13 protein-coding genes are annotated in these 16,502 nt (G+C 61.2%); 10 read left to right on the forward strand and 3 right to left on the reverse strand.

All coding sequences use genetic code 11. The annotated features are described in order from the left end of the window. Position 1: 1 nt before the first annotated feature. From GSQ73_RS14080 to pilH, 9 genes are all read left to right on the forward strand, one after another. Positions 2 to 361, forward strand: a complete 360-nt coding sequence (locus tag GSQ73_RS14080; RefSeq protein ID WP_158885040.1) for a hypothetical protein — start codon at positions 2 to 4, stop codon at positions 359 to 361. Positions 362 to 1,210: 849 nt separating this feature from the next. Continuing rightward, the gene (locus tag GSQ73_RS14085; RefSeq protein ID WP_158885042.1) at positions 1,211 to 2,419 is read left to right on the forward strand and encodes a cupin domain-containing protein; all 1,209 of its coding nucleotides are present in this window, start codon (positions 1,211 to 1,213) and stop codon (positions 2,417 to 2,419) included. Then, complete coding sequence (locus GSQ73_RS14090; protein ID WP_158885044.1) at positions 2,416 to 3,366, forward strand: GNAT family N-acetyltransferase; 951 nt, start codon at positions 2,416 to 2,418, stop codon at positions 3,364 to 3,366. Before GSQ73_RS14085 ends, GSQ73_RS14090 begins: the two co-directional genes overlap by 4 nt. Positions 3,367 to 3,588: 222 nt before the next feature. Next, positions 3,589 to 6,438 carry a 2-oxoglutarate dehydrogenase E1 component gene (locus GSQ73_RS14095; protein ID WP_158885046.1) on the forward strand — a complete coding sequence of 950 codons (2,850 nt, stop codon included), beginning with the start codon at positions 3,589 to 3,591 and terminating at the stop codon, positions 6,436 to 6,438. A 17-nt stretch (positions 6,439 to 6,455) separates the two neighbouring features. Further along, positions 6,456 to 7,661 carry a 2-oxoglutarate dehydrogenase complex dihydrolipoyllysine-residue succinyltransferase gene (gene odhB / locus GSQ73_RS14100; protein WP_158885048.1) on the forward strand — a complete coding sequence of 402 codons (1,206 nt, stop codon included), beginning with the start codon at positions 6,456 to 6,458 and terminating at the stop codon, positions 7,659 to 7,661. A gap of 144 nt (positions 7,662 to 7,805) precedes the next feature. Further along, the gene (gene lpdA / locus GSQ73_RS14105) at positions 7,806 to 9,230 is read left to right on the forward strand and encodes a dihydrolipoyl dehydrogenase (protein ID WP_158885050.1); all 1,425 of its coding nucleotides are present in this window, start codon (positions 7,806 to 7,808) and stop codon (positions 9,228 to 9,230) included. 167 nt (positions 9,231 to 9,397) lie between these two features. After that, positions 9,398 to 9,994 carry a TIGR00730 family Rossman fold protein gene (locus GSQ73_RS14110; protein WP_158885052.1) on the forward strand — a complete coding sequence of 199 codons (597 nt, stop codon included), beginning with the start codon at positions 9,398 to 9,400 and terminating at the stop codon, positions 9,992 to 9,994. 34 nt (positions 9,995 to 10,028) lie between these two features. Then, the gene (locus GSQ73_RS14115; RefSeq protein WP_158885054.1) at positions 10,029 to 11,036 is read left to right on the forward strand and encodes a YhdH/YhfP family quinone oxidoreductase; all 1,008 of its coding nucleotides are present in this window, start codon (positions 10,029 to 10,031) and stop codon (positions 11,034 to 11,036) included. Between the two features lie 68 nt (positions 11,037 to 11,104). Then, positions 11,105 to 11,470, forward strand: a complete 366-nt coding sequence (gene pilH, locus GSQ73_RS14120) for a twitching motility response regulator PilH (RefSeq protein ID WP_158885056.1) — start codon at positions 11,105 to 11,107, stop codon at positions 11,468 to 11,470. Between the two features lie 78 nt (positions 11,471 to 11,548). Here pilH and GSQ73_RS14125 read toward each other — a convergent pair whose 3' ends face one another. Both GSQ73_RS14125 and GSQ73_RS14130 read right to left on the reverse strand, forming a co-directional pair. After that, complete coding sequence (locus GSQ73_RS14125) at positions 11,549 to 12,445, reverse strand: DnaJ C-terminal domain-containing protein (protein WP_158885058.1); 897 nt, start codon at positions 12,443 to 12,445, stop codon at positions 11,549 to 11,551. Between the two features lie 75 nt (positions 12,446 to 12,520). After that, positions 12,521 to 12,970 (reverse strand): Hsp20/alpha crystallin family protein, encoded by a 450-nt coding sequence (locus tag GSQ73_RS14130; RefSeq protein ID WP_158885060.1) that lies wholly within the window; start codon positions 12,968 to 12,970, stop codon positions 12,521 to 12,523. A 138-nt stretch (positions 12,971 to 13,108) separates the two neighbouring features. Between GSQ73_RS14130 and GSQ73_RS14135 the strand changes: the two genes are divergently transcribed. After that, the gene (locus tag GSQ73_RS14135) at positions 13,109 to 13,591 is read left to right on the forward strand and encodes a peroxiredoxin (protein WP_158885062.1); all 483 of its coding nucleotides are present in this window, start codon (positions 13,109 to 13,111) and stop codon (positions 13,589 to 13,591) included. A gap of 99 nt (positions 13,592 to 13,690) precedes the next feature. On the opposite strand, the gene gyrA is transcribed toward GSQ73_RS14135, so the two are convergent. Then, entirely contained in the window at positions 13,691 to 16,306 is a 2,616-nt protein-coding gene (gyrA, locus tag GSQ73_RS14140) for a DNA gyrase subunit A (protein WP_158885064.1), read from the reverse strand. Positions 16,307 to 16,502: the final 196 nt, after the last annotated feature.

Consider the following 16,502-nt stretch of genomic DNA (forward strand, 5'->3'; position numbering starts at 1 on the left):
CATGAGGTCCGTTGCCTTCGGAGGAGAAAAGCATGAGCGCCTGGCGATCACCGCAATCGGTTACGAGCGCAAGGCATCTGGCGAGTATTTCGACGACAACTGGCTGTCTGCAGAAGTGCAAATCAACTGCGGCAGCTTTTGCGGCAAGTTTTCCGCTGCTTTTCTGACTGGCGAGCTTGAGACATTTCAAGCTCAGCTCGTTTCGCTGTACGAGGCGCTTACCGGCACGGCTAGATTTGAGACGCTGAAGGCCAGTTGGCGCTGGAAGCGACGGGTGCTGGCTCGGGGCATATCAGGATTTCGGGTGAGGCATTCGATCAACCGGGTATCGGCAACCACCTCATCTTTGCGATCAGCATAGATCAGACACAGCTTCAATCATCGATTCGATCGTTGGCAGCTTTGACGCTCGCTTTCCCTGTTCGCATCTAGCACCACGTCGAAAGGCGGCCATGTTCGCCGCATCGCGCCTGAGAGCGAATCAGCGCTTGTCCAAGGTGGCGAACCTTGCGCGCAGGTTTAAAGAGCGGAGCACGACCCTTTTTTCCTCGCACGCAAGGCTCAGAGAGTTGCGCGCGAAGCTCTGAGGGTTGCGCGCAACGAAAAAACTCTTGCGTGCAAAGTTGAAAGTGTTGCGCTCGACGCTTGAACTGTCGCGCGCAAGCTGCCGACGTTGTGAGCAGGCATGCAACGACGCACAACATGATCAATTTCGCGACGGCGCATCGTCGAAGTGTGGAGTGCGCGCCACGATGGCGCGCTGCTCTACCCGGGGCCCCTGTGCGGCGATGAGGTGACGACGACAGACCGCGCAGCGGGAGTCGACATGGATGCCGGCTCCTTTTCGCCAGCACAGGAGGTGCTGTCGAAAGGCCCCGCTCCGTCTCACGAACTTGCCGCGCATGAATGCCCGGCAAGCGCCAAGTGGGGTGTCGCTTTCTCTTGGGTGCTACTTCTCTTTTGGAAAAGCAAAAGAGAAGTAACTCGGTCCGCGTAGCGGCACGAAACGCACTAGCTCTGAACATCGACGCGTCCATGCAGTTGGACCCCAGCCTGCTGGGGCGACGAGCAAAACGTGTGAGGAAAAACGTCCGTGACGCTAGACCCAGTCTTCGCGAACCTAACAGTACATAGCGGCCGACGACGCTCCATCTCCCGTCAAACCTGCCCACGAATTCGCTCCCCAACATCGCCCGGTTACAATGCGTGGATGGCCATCTCCAAAACCTCCCGCAAGCTCCCTCCCATCGAAGTCAAAGGCTCTGCCACGCAACCGCTCGGCATGAGCCCGGCGCAGTTTCTGCGCGACTACTGGCAGAAGCGGCCGTTGCTGATACGCAACGCGTTTCCTGATTTCAAGGCGCCGCTGGAGCCGGATGATCTCGCCGGGCTTGCGTGCGAACCGGCGGCGCTGGCGCGGTTGATCGTGCATGACGAGAAGCGTGATCGCTGGCACGTGAATTCCGGGCCGTTGAGCGAAGACGACTTCAGCCGCACGCCGGAGTCGAACTGGACGCTGCTGGTGCAGGACGTCGACAAGTGGGACGTCGATGTCGCCGCGCTGCTCGACCGCTTTGGTTTTCTGCCGAGCTGGCGCGTCGACGACGTGATGATTTCCTATGCTGAACCCGGCGGCGGCGTGGGCGCGCATGTCGACCAGTACGACGTGTTTTTGCTGCAGGGACTTGGCCAGCGACACTGGGCGATCAGCGACGATCCGATGGCGCCGAAAGGTTTTCGTCATGACATTGAACTCAAGCAGCTCGCGCAGTTCGAATCGACCCACGAGTGGCTGCTGGAAACCGGCGATATGCTCTACCTGCCGCCCGGCATACCGCACGACGGCGTCGCGTTCGGCGGCCCGTGCATGACGTATTCGATCGGCATGCGTGCGCCGTCGCAGGCGGAACTGACCGGCGATCTGGCCGATTTCATCGCCGAACACCTGCCGGAAGAACTTCGCTACGCCGATCCGGACCTGAAGCCGGCGAAGGCGATCGGCGAGATCGATCGCGCGGTGATAGAACGGATCAAGTACGCGCTGCCGTTTGCCGCGGCGCTGGACGACGACATGTTGCGCGACTGGTTTGGCCGCTTCATCACACGCTATCGAAATGCGCAGTTTCCCGCGATTCCCGACAAACCGCTGGCCGATGGCGCGCTCGCCAAACAGCTCGACGCTGGTGCGCAATTGCTGCGTCATCCATGGTCACGGCTTGCATGGAGCCAGCGCAGGAAAGGCTGCACGCTGTTCGCCAACGGACAGGCGTATAACGCCACGCCCGGCATGGCCGAGCAGCTTTGCGCGCAACGCAGCCTTGACACGGCAGGCAGGAAGATCGATCACATCGAGTTCGCCTTGTTGCTCGCGCTGGTCAACGATGGACACCTCTTGTTGAGAAAATCACGCCGTCGATGAAGCTGGAAAACTTCCACATCGAAGTTGCCGAGTGGTCGCGCGAGCGTGATCGCGATGCCTTGCGACGCATCCGCCAGCAGGTGTTCGTGGTCGAGCAGAACGTGCCCGAATCGCGCGAACGCGACGGCCTCGATGCCGATTGCTGTCACGTGCTGGCGCTCGACGATGCCGGTCAGCCGATCGGCTGCGGACGACTCACGCCGGAACACAAGATCGGCCGCATGGCGGTGTTGCGCGAGTGGCGCGGTCACGGCGTCGGCGTCGCGTTGTTGCGCGAACTGGTCGAGCGAGCGCGCGCACTCGGCTGGCCCGAACTCGGCCTCGCAGCCCAGGTCAGCGCCATTGCGTTCTACGAGCGCGCGGGATTCAGCGCCTACGGCGACGAGTTCGAGGACGCCGGTTTGCAACATCGCGCGATGCGTCTGTCGCTGACCGCTGGTGACGCCGGTGGTCGGCCCACGCGCGATATTGCTGCGCTGCCTGTGACCACTCGCGCGGAGGCTGCGGCAGCACGTTTGAAGGTGCTCGCGGGTGCGCGGCACCAGTTGTCGATCTACCTGCCGATGCTCGATCGCGACACCTATTCAAGCACGGACGAACTCGACGAAGTGAAGCGCATCGCGATCTCCGGGCGCGCCGCACAGATTCGCATCCTGCTGCACGATCCGGCCGCAGCCTTGCGCCACGATCACCGCTTGATCGCGCTGACGCAGCGGCTCTCCAGCGCGGTGCAGGTTCGCGTGCCGGTTGAAGAGGTCGACCTTGCGCACACTTCGACGTATCTGCTCAACGACGCTGGCGGTTATCTGTTCCTGCCCGAGGCGGATCGTCCGCAGGGCCGTGCCGCGCTCAACGACCGTGCTTCGCAGGTGCCGTTGCTCCAGCATTTCGATGATGTTTGGGAACGCGCCGAAATCGCCACCGTACTTCAGGCGCTCAATCTCTGAAGCCTTCGCCCGAACGGGAGCTGATCGCGTGCCTTTCGGGTGGCCTGCAGGTTGTCGCGTCGCAGCAGGCAAAGGCTATAATTGTCCGGATTCTCTCCCGTCATCCGTTTGATCGGTCTGTCCGGCCCCCATGCCGGCGCAAACGAGCTTGATTCCCGGCAAAACGCCGCGACTTCAAGGTCACCGGATGACTGCAAGCATCCCTTCCCTGCCGGTGGTGACGTGAGTACAAACCTGATCCGCGAGTTTTTCGAGTCGTCCCAACTCGCTGGCGGCAACGCCGATTACGTCGAATCCCTTTACGACGCATGGCTTGCGGACAGCTCCGCGGTGTCCGCCGATTGGAACAAGTACTTCGAGACCTTCAAGGGTCGTGAATCGGGCGACGTTTCGCACAACAGCGCGATTGCGCGCATCGAAGCTGCACAGAAACAGCGCCACGCAGGCAACGGCGCAGCATCCGCGCCCGCAGACGACGAACACGCACGCAAGCAGGCCGGCGTGTTGCGCCTGCTCACGGCTTATCGTTCGCGCGGGCATCTCGCCGCCGATCTCGATCCGCTCGGCCTCACCGAAAAAATGTCCGCGCCGGATCTCGGGCTGGCGTTCCACGGCCTGGGCGATGCCGACCTTGATACCGAATTCGACGCCGGCAACTACGCCGGTGGCGGCCAGCGGCTCAAGTTGCGCGAGCTGCTTTCGCGGTTGCAGAAAACCTACGCCGGCAGCATCGGCGCGGAGTTCATGTACATCAGCGATCACGCGCAGCGCGCCTGGATCTACAGCCGGCTGGAACAGGCTGCCGGCAAGTGCGTGCTGGACAAGGCGGGCAAGCAGCATGTGCTGGATGGCCTCACCGCGGCCGAAGGTCTGGAGCGTTATCTGCACACCAAGTACGTCGGGCAGAAGCGCTTCTCGCTGGAAGGCGGCGACAGCCTGATCCCGATGATCGACGACGTCGTGCGCGCCGCCGGCGACAACGGCATCAAGGAACTCGTGATCGGCATGGCCCATCGCGGCCGTCTCAACGTGTTGGTCAATATTCTCGGCAAGCCGCCGAAAACCTTGTTCGACGAATTCGAAGGTCGCTTCGAACACCCGGACGACCCCGCGCATTCGGGCGACGTGAAGTACCACATGGGTTTCTCCGCCGACGTCAAGACGCCCAAGGGCGGCCTGCATGTCGCGCTCGCGTTCAACCCGTCGCATCTGGAAATCGTGAATCCGGTAGTCGCCGGTTCCGTGCACGCGCGCCAGGGTCGACGCCGCGACACCATGCACGAGCAGTCGATGGCCGTGCTGGTGCACGGCGACGCGGCGTTCGCCGGCCAGGGCGTCAACATGGAACTGCTGAACATGTCGCAGGCGCGCGGCTTCAAGATCGGCGGCAGCCTGCACATCGTCATCAACAATCAGGTCGGTTTCACCACGTCCAATCCTCAGGACGCGCGCTCCACGATGTATTGCACCGACCTGGCGAAGATGGTGAATGCGCCGGTGCTGCACGTGAATGGCGATGACCCCGAAGCGGTGATCGCCGTGACCCGCCTCGCCTACGATTTCCGCAAGGAGTTTCGCCGCGACGTGGTGATCGATCTGGTCTGCTATCGCCGTCACGGACATAACGAGGCGGACGAGCCGGCCGCGACGCAGCCGATGATGTACCAGATCATCCGCAAACGACCGACCGCGCGCGATCTCTATCAGCAGCAGCTGGTGAAGGAAGGCGTGCTTGCCGAAGGTGACGCGCAGAAGCAGTTCGATGCCTATCGCGATCGCCTCGAAGCGGGCGCGCCGATGACTGATCTCGATCCGGCACCGGCAGTGCGCGATGGCCACGTCGACTGGACGCCGTTCCTCGGCGGCAAGCTTTCCACGTCGACGGATACGCGCGTTCCCAGGGCGAAGCTCAACGAACTCCTTGGCAAGATTCTCACCCTGCCCGCCGACATCACGCTGCAGGCGCGCGTGGCGAAAATCTACGACGACCGTCGCAAGATGGCTGCCGGCGAATTGCCGGCCGACTGGGGCTTTGCGGAAAACCTCGCCTACGCCACGGTGATCGACGCCGGCCTTGACATGCGTCTGGTTGGCCAGGATTCCGGCCGCGGCACGTTCTTCCATCGCCACGCCGTGCTGCACGATCAGAAGGACGGCCATACGTACATGCCGCTGGCGACGATTCGCGACGGCGCCGACGTCGAGGTGGTCGACTCGCTGCTCAGCGAGGAAGCGGTGATGGCGTTCGAGTACGGCCGCTCCACCACCGATCCGGACACGCTGCATATCTGGGAAGGCCAGTTCGGCGATTTCGCCAACGGCGCGCAAGTGGTGATCGACCAGTTCATCAGCTCCGGCGAAGCGAAGTGGAATCGTCTGTGCGGCCTCGCGCTGTTCTTGCCGCACGGTTACGAAGGCCAGGGTCCGGAACACTCATCCGCACGCCTCGAACGCTTCCTGCAGTTGTGCGCGTTCGAGAACATGCAGGTGTGCGTGCCGACCACGCCCGCACAGGATTTCCACATGATCCGCCGGCAGATGTTGCGTCCGGTGCGCAAGCCGCTGATCGTGATGACGCCGAAATCGCTGCTGCGTCACAAGCTGGCAGTGTCGTCGCTGGACGAACTGGCCGACGGCGAATTCCAGCTGGTGATCGGCGAGCATCGCGAGTTGCCGGCGAAGAAAGTGAAGCGCGTGGTGTACTGCTCCGGCAAGGTTTATTACGACCTGCTCGAGGAAGCCGACAAGCGCGAATTGAAAGACGTCGCCATCGTGCGCGTGGAGCAGCTGTATCCGTTCCCGCGCGCCGAGGTCACTGCCGAACTGGACAAGTACGCTTCCGCGAAGGAAGTGATCTGGTGCCAGGAAGAACCGATGAATCAGGGGGCATGGTTCCAGATCCGTCATCATCTGCAGGCCTGCATCGGCAGCAAGCACAGCCTTTCGTATGCGGGACGCGCGCGCTCGCCGGCACCGGCGGCCGGGCATCTGAACACTCACGTCGCCGAACAGGCCGCACTCGTCGAACAGGCGCTTGTGGCGCCTGTCGGCACCGATCACTCGGCAGAATAAAAATCCAAGGATTCGCTATGTCCATCGAAGTCAAAGTTCCTGTTCTGCCCGAGTCGGTCTCCGACGCCACCATCGCCAGCTGGCACAAGAAGGCCGGCGACGCGGTCAAGCGCGACGAGAACCTGGTCGATCTCGAAACCGACAAAGTGGTGCTTGAGGTTCCTTCGCCGGTCGACGGCGTGCTGAAGGAAATCCGCCAGCAGGAAGGCGACACCGTCAACAGCCAACAGGTCATCGCGATCATCGAGGAAGGCGCCGCCGCTGCCGCACCGTCACCGGCCGCGGAAGCCCCGAAGGCCGCTGCGCTTGCTGCCCCCGCACCGGCTGCGCCGAAAGTTCCAGGCAAAGGAACGGAAGACCTCTCGCCGGCCGGCCTGCGTGTCGCCACGGAAGAAAAGATCGATCCATCCAAGGTTGCCGGCACAGGCCGCGATGGCCGTGTGACCAAGGAAGACCTTGTCAACTACGGCAAGGGTGACAACGCACCCGCCGCCCCTTCCGCTGCGAAACCGACGCCGGGTTCGCGTCCTGAAGAGCGCGTGCCGATGACGCGCATGCGCGCGAAGATCGCCGAACGCCTGATGCAGTCGAAGAACTCGATCGCGATGCTCACCTCGTTCAACGAAGTGAACCTTGCCGAAGTGGTCAAGATGCGCAAGTCGTTGGGCGAGCAGTTCCAGAAGACTCACGGCATCAAGCTCGGCTTCATGAGCTTCTTCGTCAAGGCCGCTGCCGAGGCGCTGAAGCGCCATCCGATCGTTAACGCATCGGTCGACGGCAACGACGTGATCTATCACGGCTACCAGGACATCTCGATTGCGGTGTCCACCGAGAAAGGCCTGGTGACGCCGGTGCTGCGCGACGTGCAGGACATGGGCTTCGCAGAGATCGAACAGGGCATCTCCGACTACGCCAAGAAGGCGCGAGACGGCAAGCTGAGCCTGGATGATCTTCAGGGCGGCACATTCACCATCACCAATGGCGGCACGTTCGGTTCACTGCTCTCCACGCCGATAGTCAACCCGCCGCAAAGCGCCATTCTCGGCATGCACACGATCAAGGACCGCGCCATCGTCGAGAACGGCCAGGTGATCGCCGCGCCGATGATGTACATCGCGATCAGCTACGACCACCGCATCATCGACGGCAAGGACGCGGTGCTGTTCCTGGTCGACATCAAGGATCAGTTGGAGAATCCGCAGCGGATGTTGCTTGGTATTTGAGCGGCCCTGATCGCGGCCCCCGCGATCAGGAAATAAGTAACGAAGCTCTGATGGTGAGCCGTGCGATCCGATCCACGCTCACCAAATTTTTGTCATTGGTGTTGACGATTTAGCAACACGACACGCTCCAAAGGAACCAAAACCATGAGCGACAAATTCGATGTCATCGTCATCGGCGGCGGTCCGGCCGGTTATCACGCCGCGATCCGCGCTGCACAGCTGGGCCTGAAGATCGCCGTGATCGACGCCTTCGTTGGGAAGGATGGCAAGGCTGCGCTGGGCGGCACGTGCCTCAATGTCGGCTGCATTCCGTCGAAGGCGCTGCTCGATTCGTCCAAGCAGTTCTACAACATCGCGCACAACCTGCCGACGCATGGCATTACCGTCGAGAACGCCAAGGTTGACATGGCGACTTTCATCGGCCGCAAGGACAAGATCGTCAAGCAGTTCACCGGTGGCGTGGACCAGTTGTTCAAGGTCAACAAGATCACCAGCTTTTTCGGTACCGGCAAGCTGCTCAAGGGCAATCAGGTCGAAATCACCGGTAACGACGGCAGCAAGCAGACACTCGCCGCGACGAACGTGATTCTTGCATCGGGTTCGGTGCCGATCGAACTGCCGTTCGCCAAGTTCGACGGCAAGAACATCATCGACAACGCCGGTGCGCTCGACATCGACAAGGTACCGAAGACATTGGGCGTGATCGGTGCCGGCGTGATCGGCCTCGAGCTGGGCAGCGTGTGGAATCGGCTCGGCGCGAAAGTCACCATCCTCGAAGCGCTACCCGATTTCATCGGTACCGCCGATGCGGATATTGCCAAGGTGGCTCAGCGCGAATTCAAGAAACAGGGCCTGGACATCAAGCTCGGCGCGAAACTCGGCAAGGCCGAAATCAAGAAGGACGGCGTCCATCTCACGTACACCGACAAGGACGGCGAGCAGTCGCTCGTGGTCGAAAAATTGCTGGTCGCCGTGGGCCGTCGTGCATACACCGCAGGGCTGCTGGCCGACGACACCGGCGTGAAGCTGGACGAGCGCGGCCGCATCGTGGTCGACGAGCATTGCCACACCGGCGTGGATGGCGTCTGGGCGGTGGGCGATGCGGTGCGCGGCCCGATGCTCGCGCACAAGGGTTTCGAGGAAGGCATGGCGGTGGCCGAGTGGATCGCCGGCAAGGCCGGTCATGTCAACTACGACACAATTCCGTGGGTGATCTACACGGAGCCTGAAATCGCCTGGGCCGGCAAGACCGAGCAGCAGTTGAAGGACGAAGGCGTGCCGTACAAAGTCGGCAGTTTTCCGTTCGCCGCGATCGGCCGCGCTGTCGCGATGAATGAAGCGATCGGCCAGGTAAAGATGATTGCGCACGCCGAAACCGATCGCATCCTCGGTGTGCACATGGTCGGCCCCGGTGTTTCCGAGTTGATTGCCGAGTGCGTTGTGGCAATGGAATTCAAGGGCTCGGCTGAAGATATGGCGCGCATCATTCACGCGCACCCGACGCTTTCCGAAGCCGTGCACGAAGCAGCGCTGTCGGTCGACAAGCGAGCCATCCACAAGGGCAACTGATTCGGTCGGTACGTAGGAGGCCCGCTCGTTACGTGAGCGGGCTTTTTTGTTTGCGCTTCTGCAGAGACGAGGACGAGTAGCGAGGGCGCGAAAACAGAACCTCTCGTTTACCCTGAGCCTTCGAACTTGCGCCCTCGTTACTCATTCTTCGTTTCCTGAGATTTCCAATGTCCCGACTCAACACACTCTGCGTGTATTGCGGCTCCAGTCCCGGCAAGCATTCCGAATACGCCGAAGTTGCGCGAGCGTTCGGCGCCGAAATGGCTCGTCGTCATATCGCGCTGGTTTATGGCGGCGGCAAGGTCGGCCTGATGGGGGTGGTGGCGGATGCCGTGCTCGCCGGTGGCGGCAAGGTGATCGGCGTCATCCCGCGTCAGTTGGTGGAACTTGAAGTGGCGCATGCAGGGCTCAGCGAAATGCATGTCGTCGAGACCATGCATCAGCGCAAGACACGCATGTTCGAATTGTCCGACGCATTCGTCGCCCTGCCCGGCGGCTTCGGCACGATGGACGAGATGTTCGAGATGCTCACCTGGGCACAACTGGGTTTGCATAAATACCCGTGCGCGTTCCTCGACGTGCGCGGTTTCTACGCGAAGTTGCGCGAGATGATGGATCACATGGTGGCCGAACGTTTCGTGCGCGCCGAGCAACTCGACAACATCTGGTTCGGCGAAAACATGGCGCAACTGTTCGACTGGATGGCGCACTATCAGTCAAGCGACACGCCCAAGTGGATCGACAGCCGCAGCGTCGAAGCCTGATCGTCATCCGACAGAACTTTTCATGGGACGCGCCATGACCGCAGCCATTCCCTTTCGTGCCTTTCGCATCCACAACGATGACGACGGTTATCGCGGAGCTGTCGAAATCATCGATGTCGATGCGCTGAGCGCAGGCGAAGTGCTGGTGAAAGTGGCGTGGTCGTCGGTGAACTTCAAGGACGCACTCGCGGGGTCCGGGAAGGGACGCATCCTGCGCAACTATCCGCTCAATGGCGGCATCGACGTCGCCGGACATGTAGTGGCGTCCACCGATCCTGCGTTCAAGGAAGGCGACGCGGTGCTCTGCACCGGCAGTGGATTGTCGGAAACGCGCGACGGTGGCTACGGCGAATACGCGCGTCTCGATGCACGCTGGGCGATACCGTTGCCGCGCGGCATAAGCCTGCGCGAGAGCATGATTCTCGGCACCGCAGGTTTCACCGCCGCACTTGCATTGCTGCGCATGCAGGACAATCGACAGACGCCCGCACTAGGGCCCATTGCGATTACCGGTGCCAGTGGTGGCGTGGGCATGCTGGCGATCGACATCTTCACGCGTGCCGGCTATGAAGTGCATGCGATCAGCGGCAAGAGCGCGCACTTCGATTTTCTGCGTGGCCTCGGCGCCAGTGCATGCGTGGATCGTCATCAACTTGTCTTCAGCGGCAAGCCGATGGATTCGGCGCGGTTCGGCGGCGTACTCGACAATGTCGGCGGCGACATGCTCGCAGGCCTGCTGCCGCTGGTGCAGCCTTACGGCAACGTCGCCATCTGCGGCAATGCCGGCGGCATTGCTTTCAACAGCACCGTGATGCCATTCATCATTCGCGGCGCGAGCCTGCTCGGTATCGCTTCCGCCGGCACCGCGCGCGAACTGCGCGACACTGTCTGGCAACATCTTGCGACCGACTGGAAACCGCAGCACCTTTCTCGCATCGCGACCGACGAAGTAGCGCTCGACGGCCTTCCCGCAGTGTTCGATCGCATGCTTGCGGGTGAGTCGTTCGGCCGTACACTGGTTCGCATTGGCGATGAGCAGTGAACGGTTGCGCTTGGAACTGCCGACGCCACGACTTAGAATGATCGAAAATCGCAGGGGACTATCACCATATGGCACGCATCCTGATCGTTGACGATTCCCCGTCGCAGCTGCTTGGCATCAAGCGGATCGTCGAGAAACTGGGCCACGAGGCTCTGTCGGCCGAAGACGGCGCCGCAGGCGTCGAAGCCGCCAAGGCGGAAAAGCCGGACCTGATCCTGATGGACGTGGTGATGCCCAACCTCAACGGGTTCCAGGCCACGCGCACGATCAACAAGAACCCGGACACTGCGCATATCCCGATCATCCTGGTGACCACCAAGGATCAGGAAACCGACAAGGTGTGGGGCATGCGTCAGGGTGCGAAAGCCTATGTCACCAAGCCGATCAAGGAAGAAGAGCTGGTCAAGGCGTTGCAGGAATTCCTGCCAAGCTGAGCCTGCACATGTGCTTGAAGAACAACGGCGCCCGAAGGCGCCGTTTTTTTTCTGGCGATGATATGGACGGCCAAAACATCAGCGTCGCGGATCGTAAGCCTCGAACTGTTCGCGCAACGCTTCGTAGCCCGCGCGTTGCTCATCGGTTTCCGCCAGTGGTACGCGAATCGACAGTTCCACCAGTTGATCGCCCGGGTGCGCGCCGGGCATGCCGCGACCTTTCAGGCGCAGCTTCTTTCCCGATTGCGAACCGGCGGGGATGCGCAGGTCGACCGTACCGGCCAGCGTCGGCACCGGCACGCTCGCACCAAGTGCCGCTTCCCACGGGCTGATCGGCAACACGTGCACTACGTTGCGGCCATCCAGACGAAAGCGCGCGTCGTCGCGAATACCCACTTCCAGCAGAAGGTCGCCCTTCGGTCCGCCCGCCATGCCGGCCTGCCCCTGGCCCGAAAGTCGAATCACCTGGCCCGGCTGAATACCTGCGGGAATCTTGACCTCGAGCACGCGCTCGCCGATGGCGGGATCATGCAACGACAACCGCGTGCGTCCACCGTCGAACGCCGTCTGCAGATCGATCTGCACCTGTGCCTGCAAATCCTGCCCGCGCCGCGGTCGTGGCTGACCACGTGCACCACCCGCAGCGCCGCGTCCGAACAGGCTCTCGAAAAAATCACTGAAATCGCCGTCGCCGCCGTCGCCGAAACCCTGCTGGCCCTGCCAACCCGGCGGCGGGCGAAACTGTTCCCCCTGCCGATATCCGCCTGCGCGCAGCTGATCGTAGGAACGACGTTTCTCCACATCCTTCAGGACTTCGTTCGCTTCGTTGATCGACTTGAACTTGTCCTCGGCTCCGGCTTCCTTGTTCTTGTCCGGATGGTATTTGCGCGCCAGCTTGCGATAGGCCGACTTGATCTCGGTCTCGCTGGCATCCGGCTTCACGCCCAGAATTTCGTAATAGTCTTTGAATTCCACGGACACTCCCCGACTCACGCAAAAACCCGCGACGGATATGCGCCGCCGCGGTATGTCCCACGAACTGCGTGATGCTTAGTGGGCGGCGTTGATGGTAATGCGTCGCGGCGTTGCTTGCGCCTTCTTCGGTATGACGATTTCCAGTACGCCGAACTTTCCGTTGGCGGTGATGCCTTCTGCGTCGGCGCTGTCCGGCAACGAGAAATACCGATGGAACGCACCGCGAGCGCGCTCGACGCGGGTGAATTTTCCGTCTTGTGCATCGGTTGCCACGTCGCGCTGACCCTTGATGCTGAGCACGCCTTTATCCATGCTCACGTCGATCTGGGCAGGATCGATGCCGGGGATGTCCGCAAGGATCACGAAGCGCTGTTCGTCTTCACGAATATCGACGCGCGGCGCCCACTGGCTATCGGCGTTGCGCGCCGCGTCGGACGCACCGGCTTGCAGGAACCGATCGAAAGTCTGCCGGATGTCGCCGGAAAATCCGTTGCTGTTCCAGATGGTGTGACGACCAAGACTCATGGTTGTTTCCTCGAATGGGTTGCGGTGCCATCACCGCCTGCAGAACAAAATAGGTGCTGTTGCCGGCGATTCAAGGCGACAGCGCAACACTGCGCGACTAGCATGTCGCAGCCCCTCTTTCACAGGCACCAGAAACGCATGAGCATTCAGCCCGGCCAATCCATTCCAGACGCGCCCATTCAGGTCATCGATGTCGACATGCAACAGCGCCACGCAGTCGAGCTGTTTGCCAGGAGAAAAGTTCTGATGTTCGGCGTGCCCGGAGCATTCACGCCGACGTGTTCCAACAAGCATCTGCCGGGTTACATCGCGAACCATGACGCCTTGCAGAAACGTGGTATCACCGTCATGTGCCTCGCGGTGAACGACGCCTACGTGATGCAGGCGTGGGCCGCATCGTTGAAGGTTCCCGCAGGATTGTTGATGCTCGCGGACGGCAACGCCAACTTCACTCGCGCACTCGGCCTCGAACTGGATGGCACCGCGTTCGGCATGGGTCTGCGCACGCGACGCTCTGCGTTGTATGCAGAAGATGGCGTCGTGCGATCACTGCAGATCGAAGCGCCGGGAGAACTCCGCGTATCGACTGCCGAGGCCATGCTGGCGGTGATCGACGCCTGATTTGTTCTCTCGGTAGTTACATGTTCCATTGCGGCGTTGCCTTGAGATAAAAAAGCCCCGGCATGACCGGGGCTTTTTTTGACTGACTTACATCAACGTTTATTCGTCGACCGGTGTCGCATCCACCGCATCGGAATCCTCATCGCCGGAAGGCGCGATGACATCGACGACTTCCGCATCGTCACCGTTGCTCTCGAACGCATCCAGTCGCATCACGCTGACCAGTTTTTCATCGGCCGGCAACTTGATCAGCGTGACACCCTGCGTGTTGCGTCCGAGCTGCGAGACTTCCGCAACGCGAGTACGCACCAGCGTGCCCTGGTTGGAAATCAGCATGAGCTCGTGCGCTTCGGTGACCTGCACGGCGCCGACCAGCGCACCGTTACGCTCGGAACATTGAATGCCGATCACGCCCTGCGTGCCGCGACCCTTCTTGGTGAACTCGACCAACTCGGTGCGCTTGCCGTAACCGCGTTCGGTCGCAGTGAGGATGTCTCCCTCGGCCGCCACGATCAGCGACACGACATGTGCATCCTTGGCCAGGCGCATGCCGCGCACGCCAGTCGCGGTGCGGCCCATCGAGCGCACGGTGTTCTCGTCGAAACGATTGACCTTGCCGTTGGACGCGAACAACAGGATATCGCTGTTGCCGTCAGTAAGTTCAACATTGACCAGCGCATCGCTTTCGTCGAGCTTGATCGCGATCTTGCCCTTCTGCAGCTGGAACGCGAATTCGGTCAGCGGCGTCTTTTTCACCGTGCCCTGCTTGGTTGCGAAGAACACGAAGCGATTTTCGGTGTACTCGCGTACAGGCAGCACGGCCTGCACTTTCTCACCCTCGCCCAGCGGCAGCAAATTGATGATCGGCTTGCCGCGCGCATTCGGGCCGGCGTCCGGCATCTGATACACCTTGAGCCAGTACACGCGACCGGTGCTGGTGAACGTCAGCAGCGTGTCGTGCGTGTTGACCACCCACAACTGCTCGACGAAATCCTCGTCCTTCAACGCAGACGCGGAACGTCCCTTGCCGCCGCGTTTTTGCGCGCGGTAAGTGCTGGCCGGCTGACGCTTGATATAGCCAGTATGCGAAAGCGTAACCACCACGTCTTCCGGCGCGATCAGGTCGAGGACGTTGAGATCTTCCTGAGAATGCTGGATCTCGGTGCGGCGCGCGTCGCCGAATTCTTCCTTGACGGTTTCCAGCTCGCCGCGGATTACCTGAAGCAGGCGCTCGGGATTTTCCAGAATTTCGATCAGGCCGCGAATGGTTTCGAGGATCTGCTTGTATTCGTCGGAAAGCTTTTCCTGCTCCAGGCCGGTGAGGCGGTGCAGGCGCATCGCAAGGATTTCCAGCGCCTGCGTTTCGGACAACTGATAGCCGTCGTCTTTCAGGCCATCACGCGGATCCATGTCTTCCGGTCGCGACGCGTGCGCGCCCGTGGCCGAAAGCAGCGTGCGCACGAGGCCCGCTTCCCAGCGACGCACGACCATGCGCTCGCGCGCTTCGGCCGGTGACGCCGAGGTCTTGATCAGCTCGATCATCTCGTCGATGTTAGCCAGCGCCACCGTGAGACCTTCGAGGATGTGCGCGCGAGCACGTGCCTTGCGCAGGTCGAAGATCGTGCGACGCGTGACGACTTCGCGGCGATGGCGAATGAACGCTTCGAGGATGTCTTTCAGGTTCAGCAGACGCGGCTGGCCGTCGAGCAGCGCCACCATGTTGATGCCGAAGGTGACCTGCAACTGCGTTTGCTGGAACAGGTTGTTCAACACCACGTCGCCCATCGCATCCTTGCGGATTTCGATGACGACACGCATGCCGTCCTTGTCGGACTCGTCGCGCAGTTCGCTGATGCCTTCGAGTTTCTTTTCCTTCACCAGCTCGGCGATCTTCTCGATCAACCGCGCCTTGTTCACCTGGTACGGCAGCTCGTGGACGATGATCGTCTCGCGGCCATTGGATTCGGTTTCGATCTCCGCACGCGCGCGCACCAGAATGCGGCCGCGACCTGTGCGATACGCCTCGATGATCCCGGACGATCCGTTGATGATGCCGTGAGTCGGAAAATCCGGGCCCGGTATGTACTTCATCAAGTCGTCGATGCCGAGCGACGGATCTTCGATCAACGCCATCGTGGCGGCGATGACTTCATTGAGATTGTGCGGCGGAATGTTCGTCGCCATGCCGACGGCGATGCCGGCTGAGCCGTTGATCAGCAGATTCGGCACGCGCGCGGGCAATACCAGCGGCTCGTGTTCGCTTTCGTCGTAGTTCGGTCCGAAGTCGACGGTTTCCTTGTCGATGTCGGCGAGCAGTTCGTGCGTGAGGCGCGACATGCGCACCTCGGTGTAACGCATCGCGGCGGCGTTATCGCCATCGACCGAACCGAAGTTGCCTTGGCCATCGACCAGCAGGTAACGCAACGAGAATGGTTGTGCCATGCGCACGATCGCGTCGTAGACCGACTGGTCGCCGTGCGGATGGTATTTACCGATGACGTCACCGACCACGCGCGCCGATTTCTTGTATGGCTTGTTCCAGACGTTGCCCAGCTCGTTCATCGCAAACAGCACGCGACGATGCACGGGTTTCAAACCATCGCGCACATCCGGCAAGGCGCGTCCCACGATCACGCTCATGGCGTAATCGAGATAGCTCTGACGCATCTCGTCTTCGATGTTGACGCGAATGATTTCTTTGGCGAGTTCTGCCATGAATTGGCTTCCGAGAGGACAAAAAAAGGGCGCTGCCGCCGTGTCTCGAGCGCTTGCGCCAGCGACCGGAAATCAACCTGCGAAGTGTATCACGTAGGCGCCTGAAACGACAGTAATTTAGCCACCGAAATCAAGCACTTACATGGCGTTTTCCAGAGGCCCTCCAAGCCGTCGGAAAGATGCTTAGAAATTGATC

The sequence above is a fragment of the Rhodanobacter sp. L36 genome, assembly GCF_009765755.1.
In the GTDB taxonomy this organism is placed as follows: Bacteria; Pseudomonadota; Gammaproteobacteria; order Xanthomonadales; family Rhodanobacteraceae; genus Rhodanobacter.

Excerpts from the sequence above, each read along its gene's own strand:
- GSQ73_RS14080 (WP_158885040.1), top strand. The coding sequence starts at position 2 with ATGAGGTCCGTTGCCTTCGGAGGAGAAAAGCATGAGCGCCTGGCGATC.
- GSQ73_RS14085 (WP_158885042.1), top strand. The coding sequence starts at position 1,211 with ATGGCCATCTCCAAAACCTCCCGCAAGCTCCCTCCCATCGAAGTCAAA.
- GSQ73_RS14090 (WP_158885044.1), top strand. The coding sequence starts at position 2,416 with ATGAAGCTGGAAAACTTCCACATCGAAGTTGCCGAGTGGTCGCGCGAG.
- odhB (WP_158885048.1), top strand. The coding sequence starts at position 6,456 with ATGTCCATCGAAGTCAAAGTTCCTGTTCTGCCCGAGTCGGTCTCCGAC.
- lpdA (WP_158885050.1), top strand. The coding sequence starts at position 7,806 with ATGAGCGACAAATTCGATGTCATCGTCATCGGCGGCGGTCCGGCCGGT.
- GSQ73_RS14110 (WP_158885052.1), top strand. The coding sequence starts at position 9,398 with ATGTCCCGACTCAACACACTCTGCGTGTATTGCGGCTCCAGTCCCGGC.
- GSQ73_RS14115 (WP_158885054.1), top strand. The coding sequence starts at position 10,029 with ATGACCGCAGCCATTCCCTTTCGTGCCTTTCGCATCCACAACGATGAC.
- pilH (WP_158885056.1), top strand. The coding sequence starts at position 11,105 with ATGGCACGCATCCTGATCGTTGACGATTCCCCGTCGCAGCTGCTTGGC.
- GSQ73_RS14130 (WP_158885060.1), bottom strand. The coding sequence starts at position 12,970 with ATGAGTCTTGGTCGTCACACCATCTGGAACAGCAACGGATTTTCCGGC.
- GSQ73_RS14135 (WP_158885062.1), top strand. The coding sequence starts at position 13,109 with ATGAGCATTCAGCCCGGCCAATCCATTCCAGACGCGCCCATTCAGGTC.
- gyrA (WP_158885064.1), bottom strand. The coding sequence starts at position 16,306 with ATGGCAGAACTCGCCAAAGAAATCATTCGCGTCAACATCGAAGACGAG.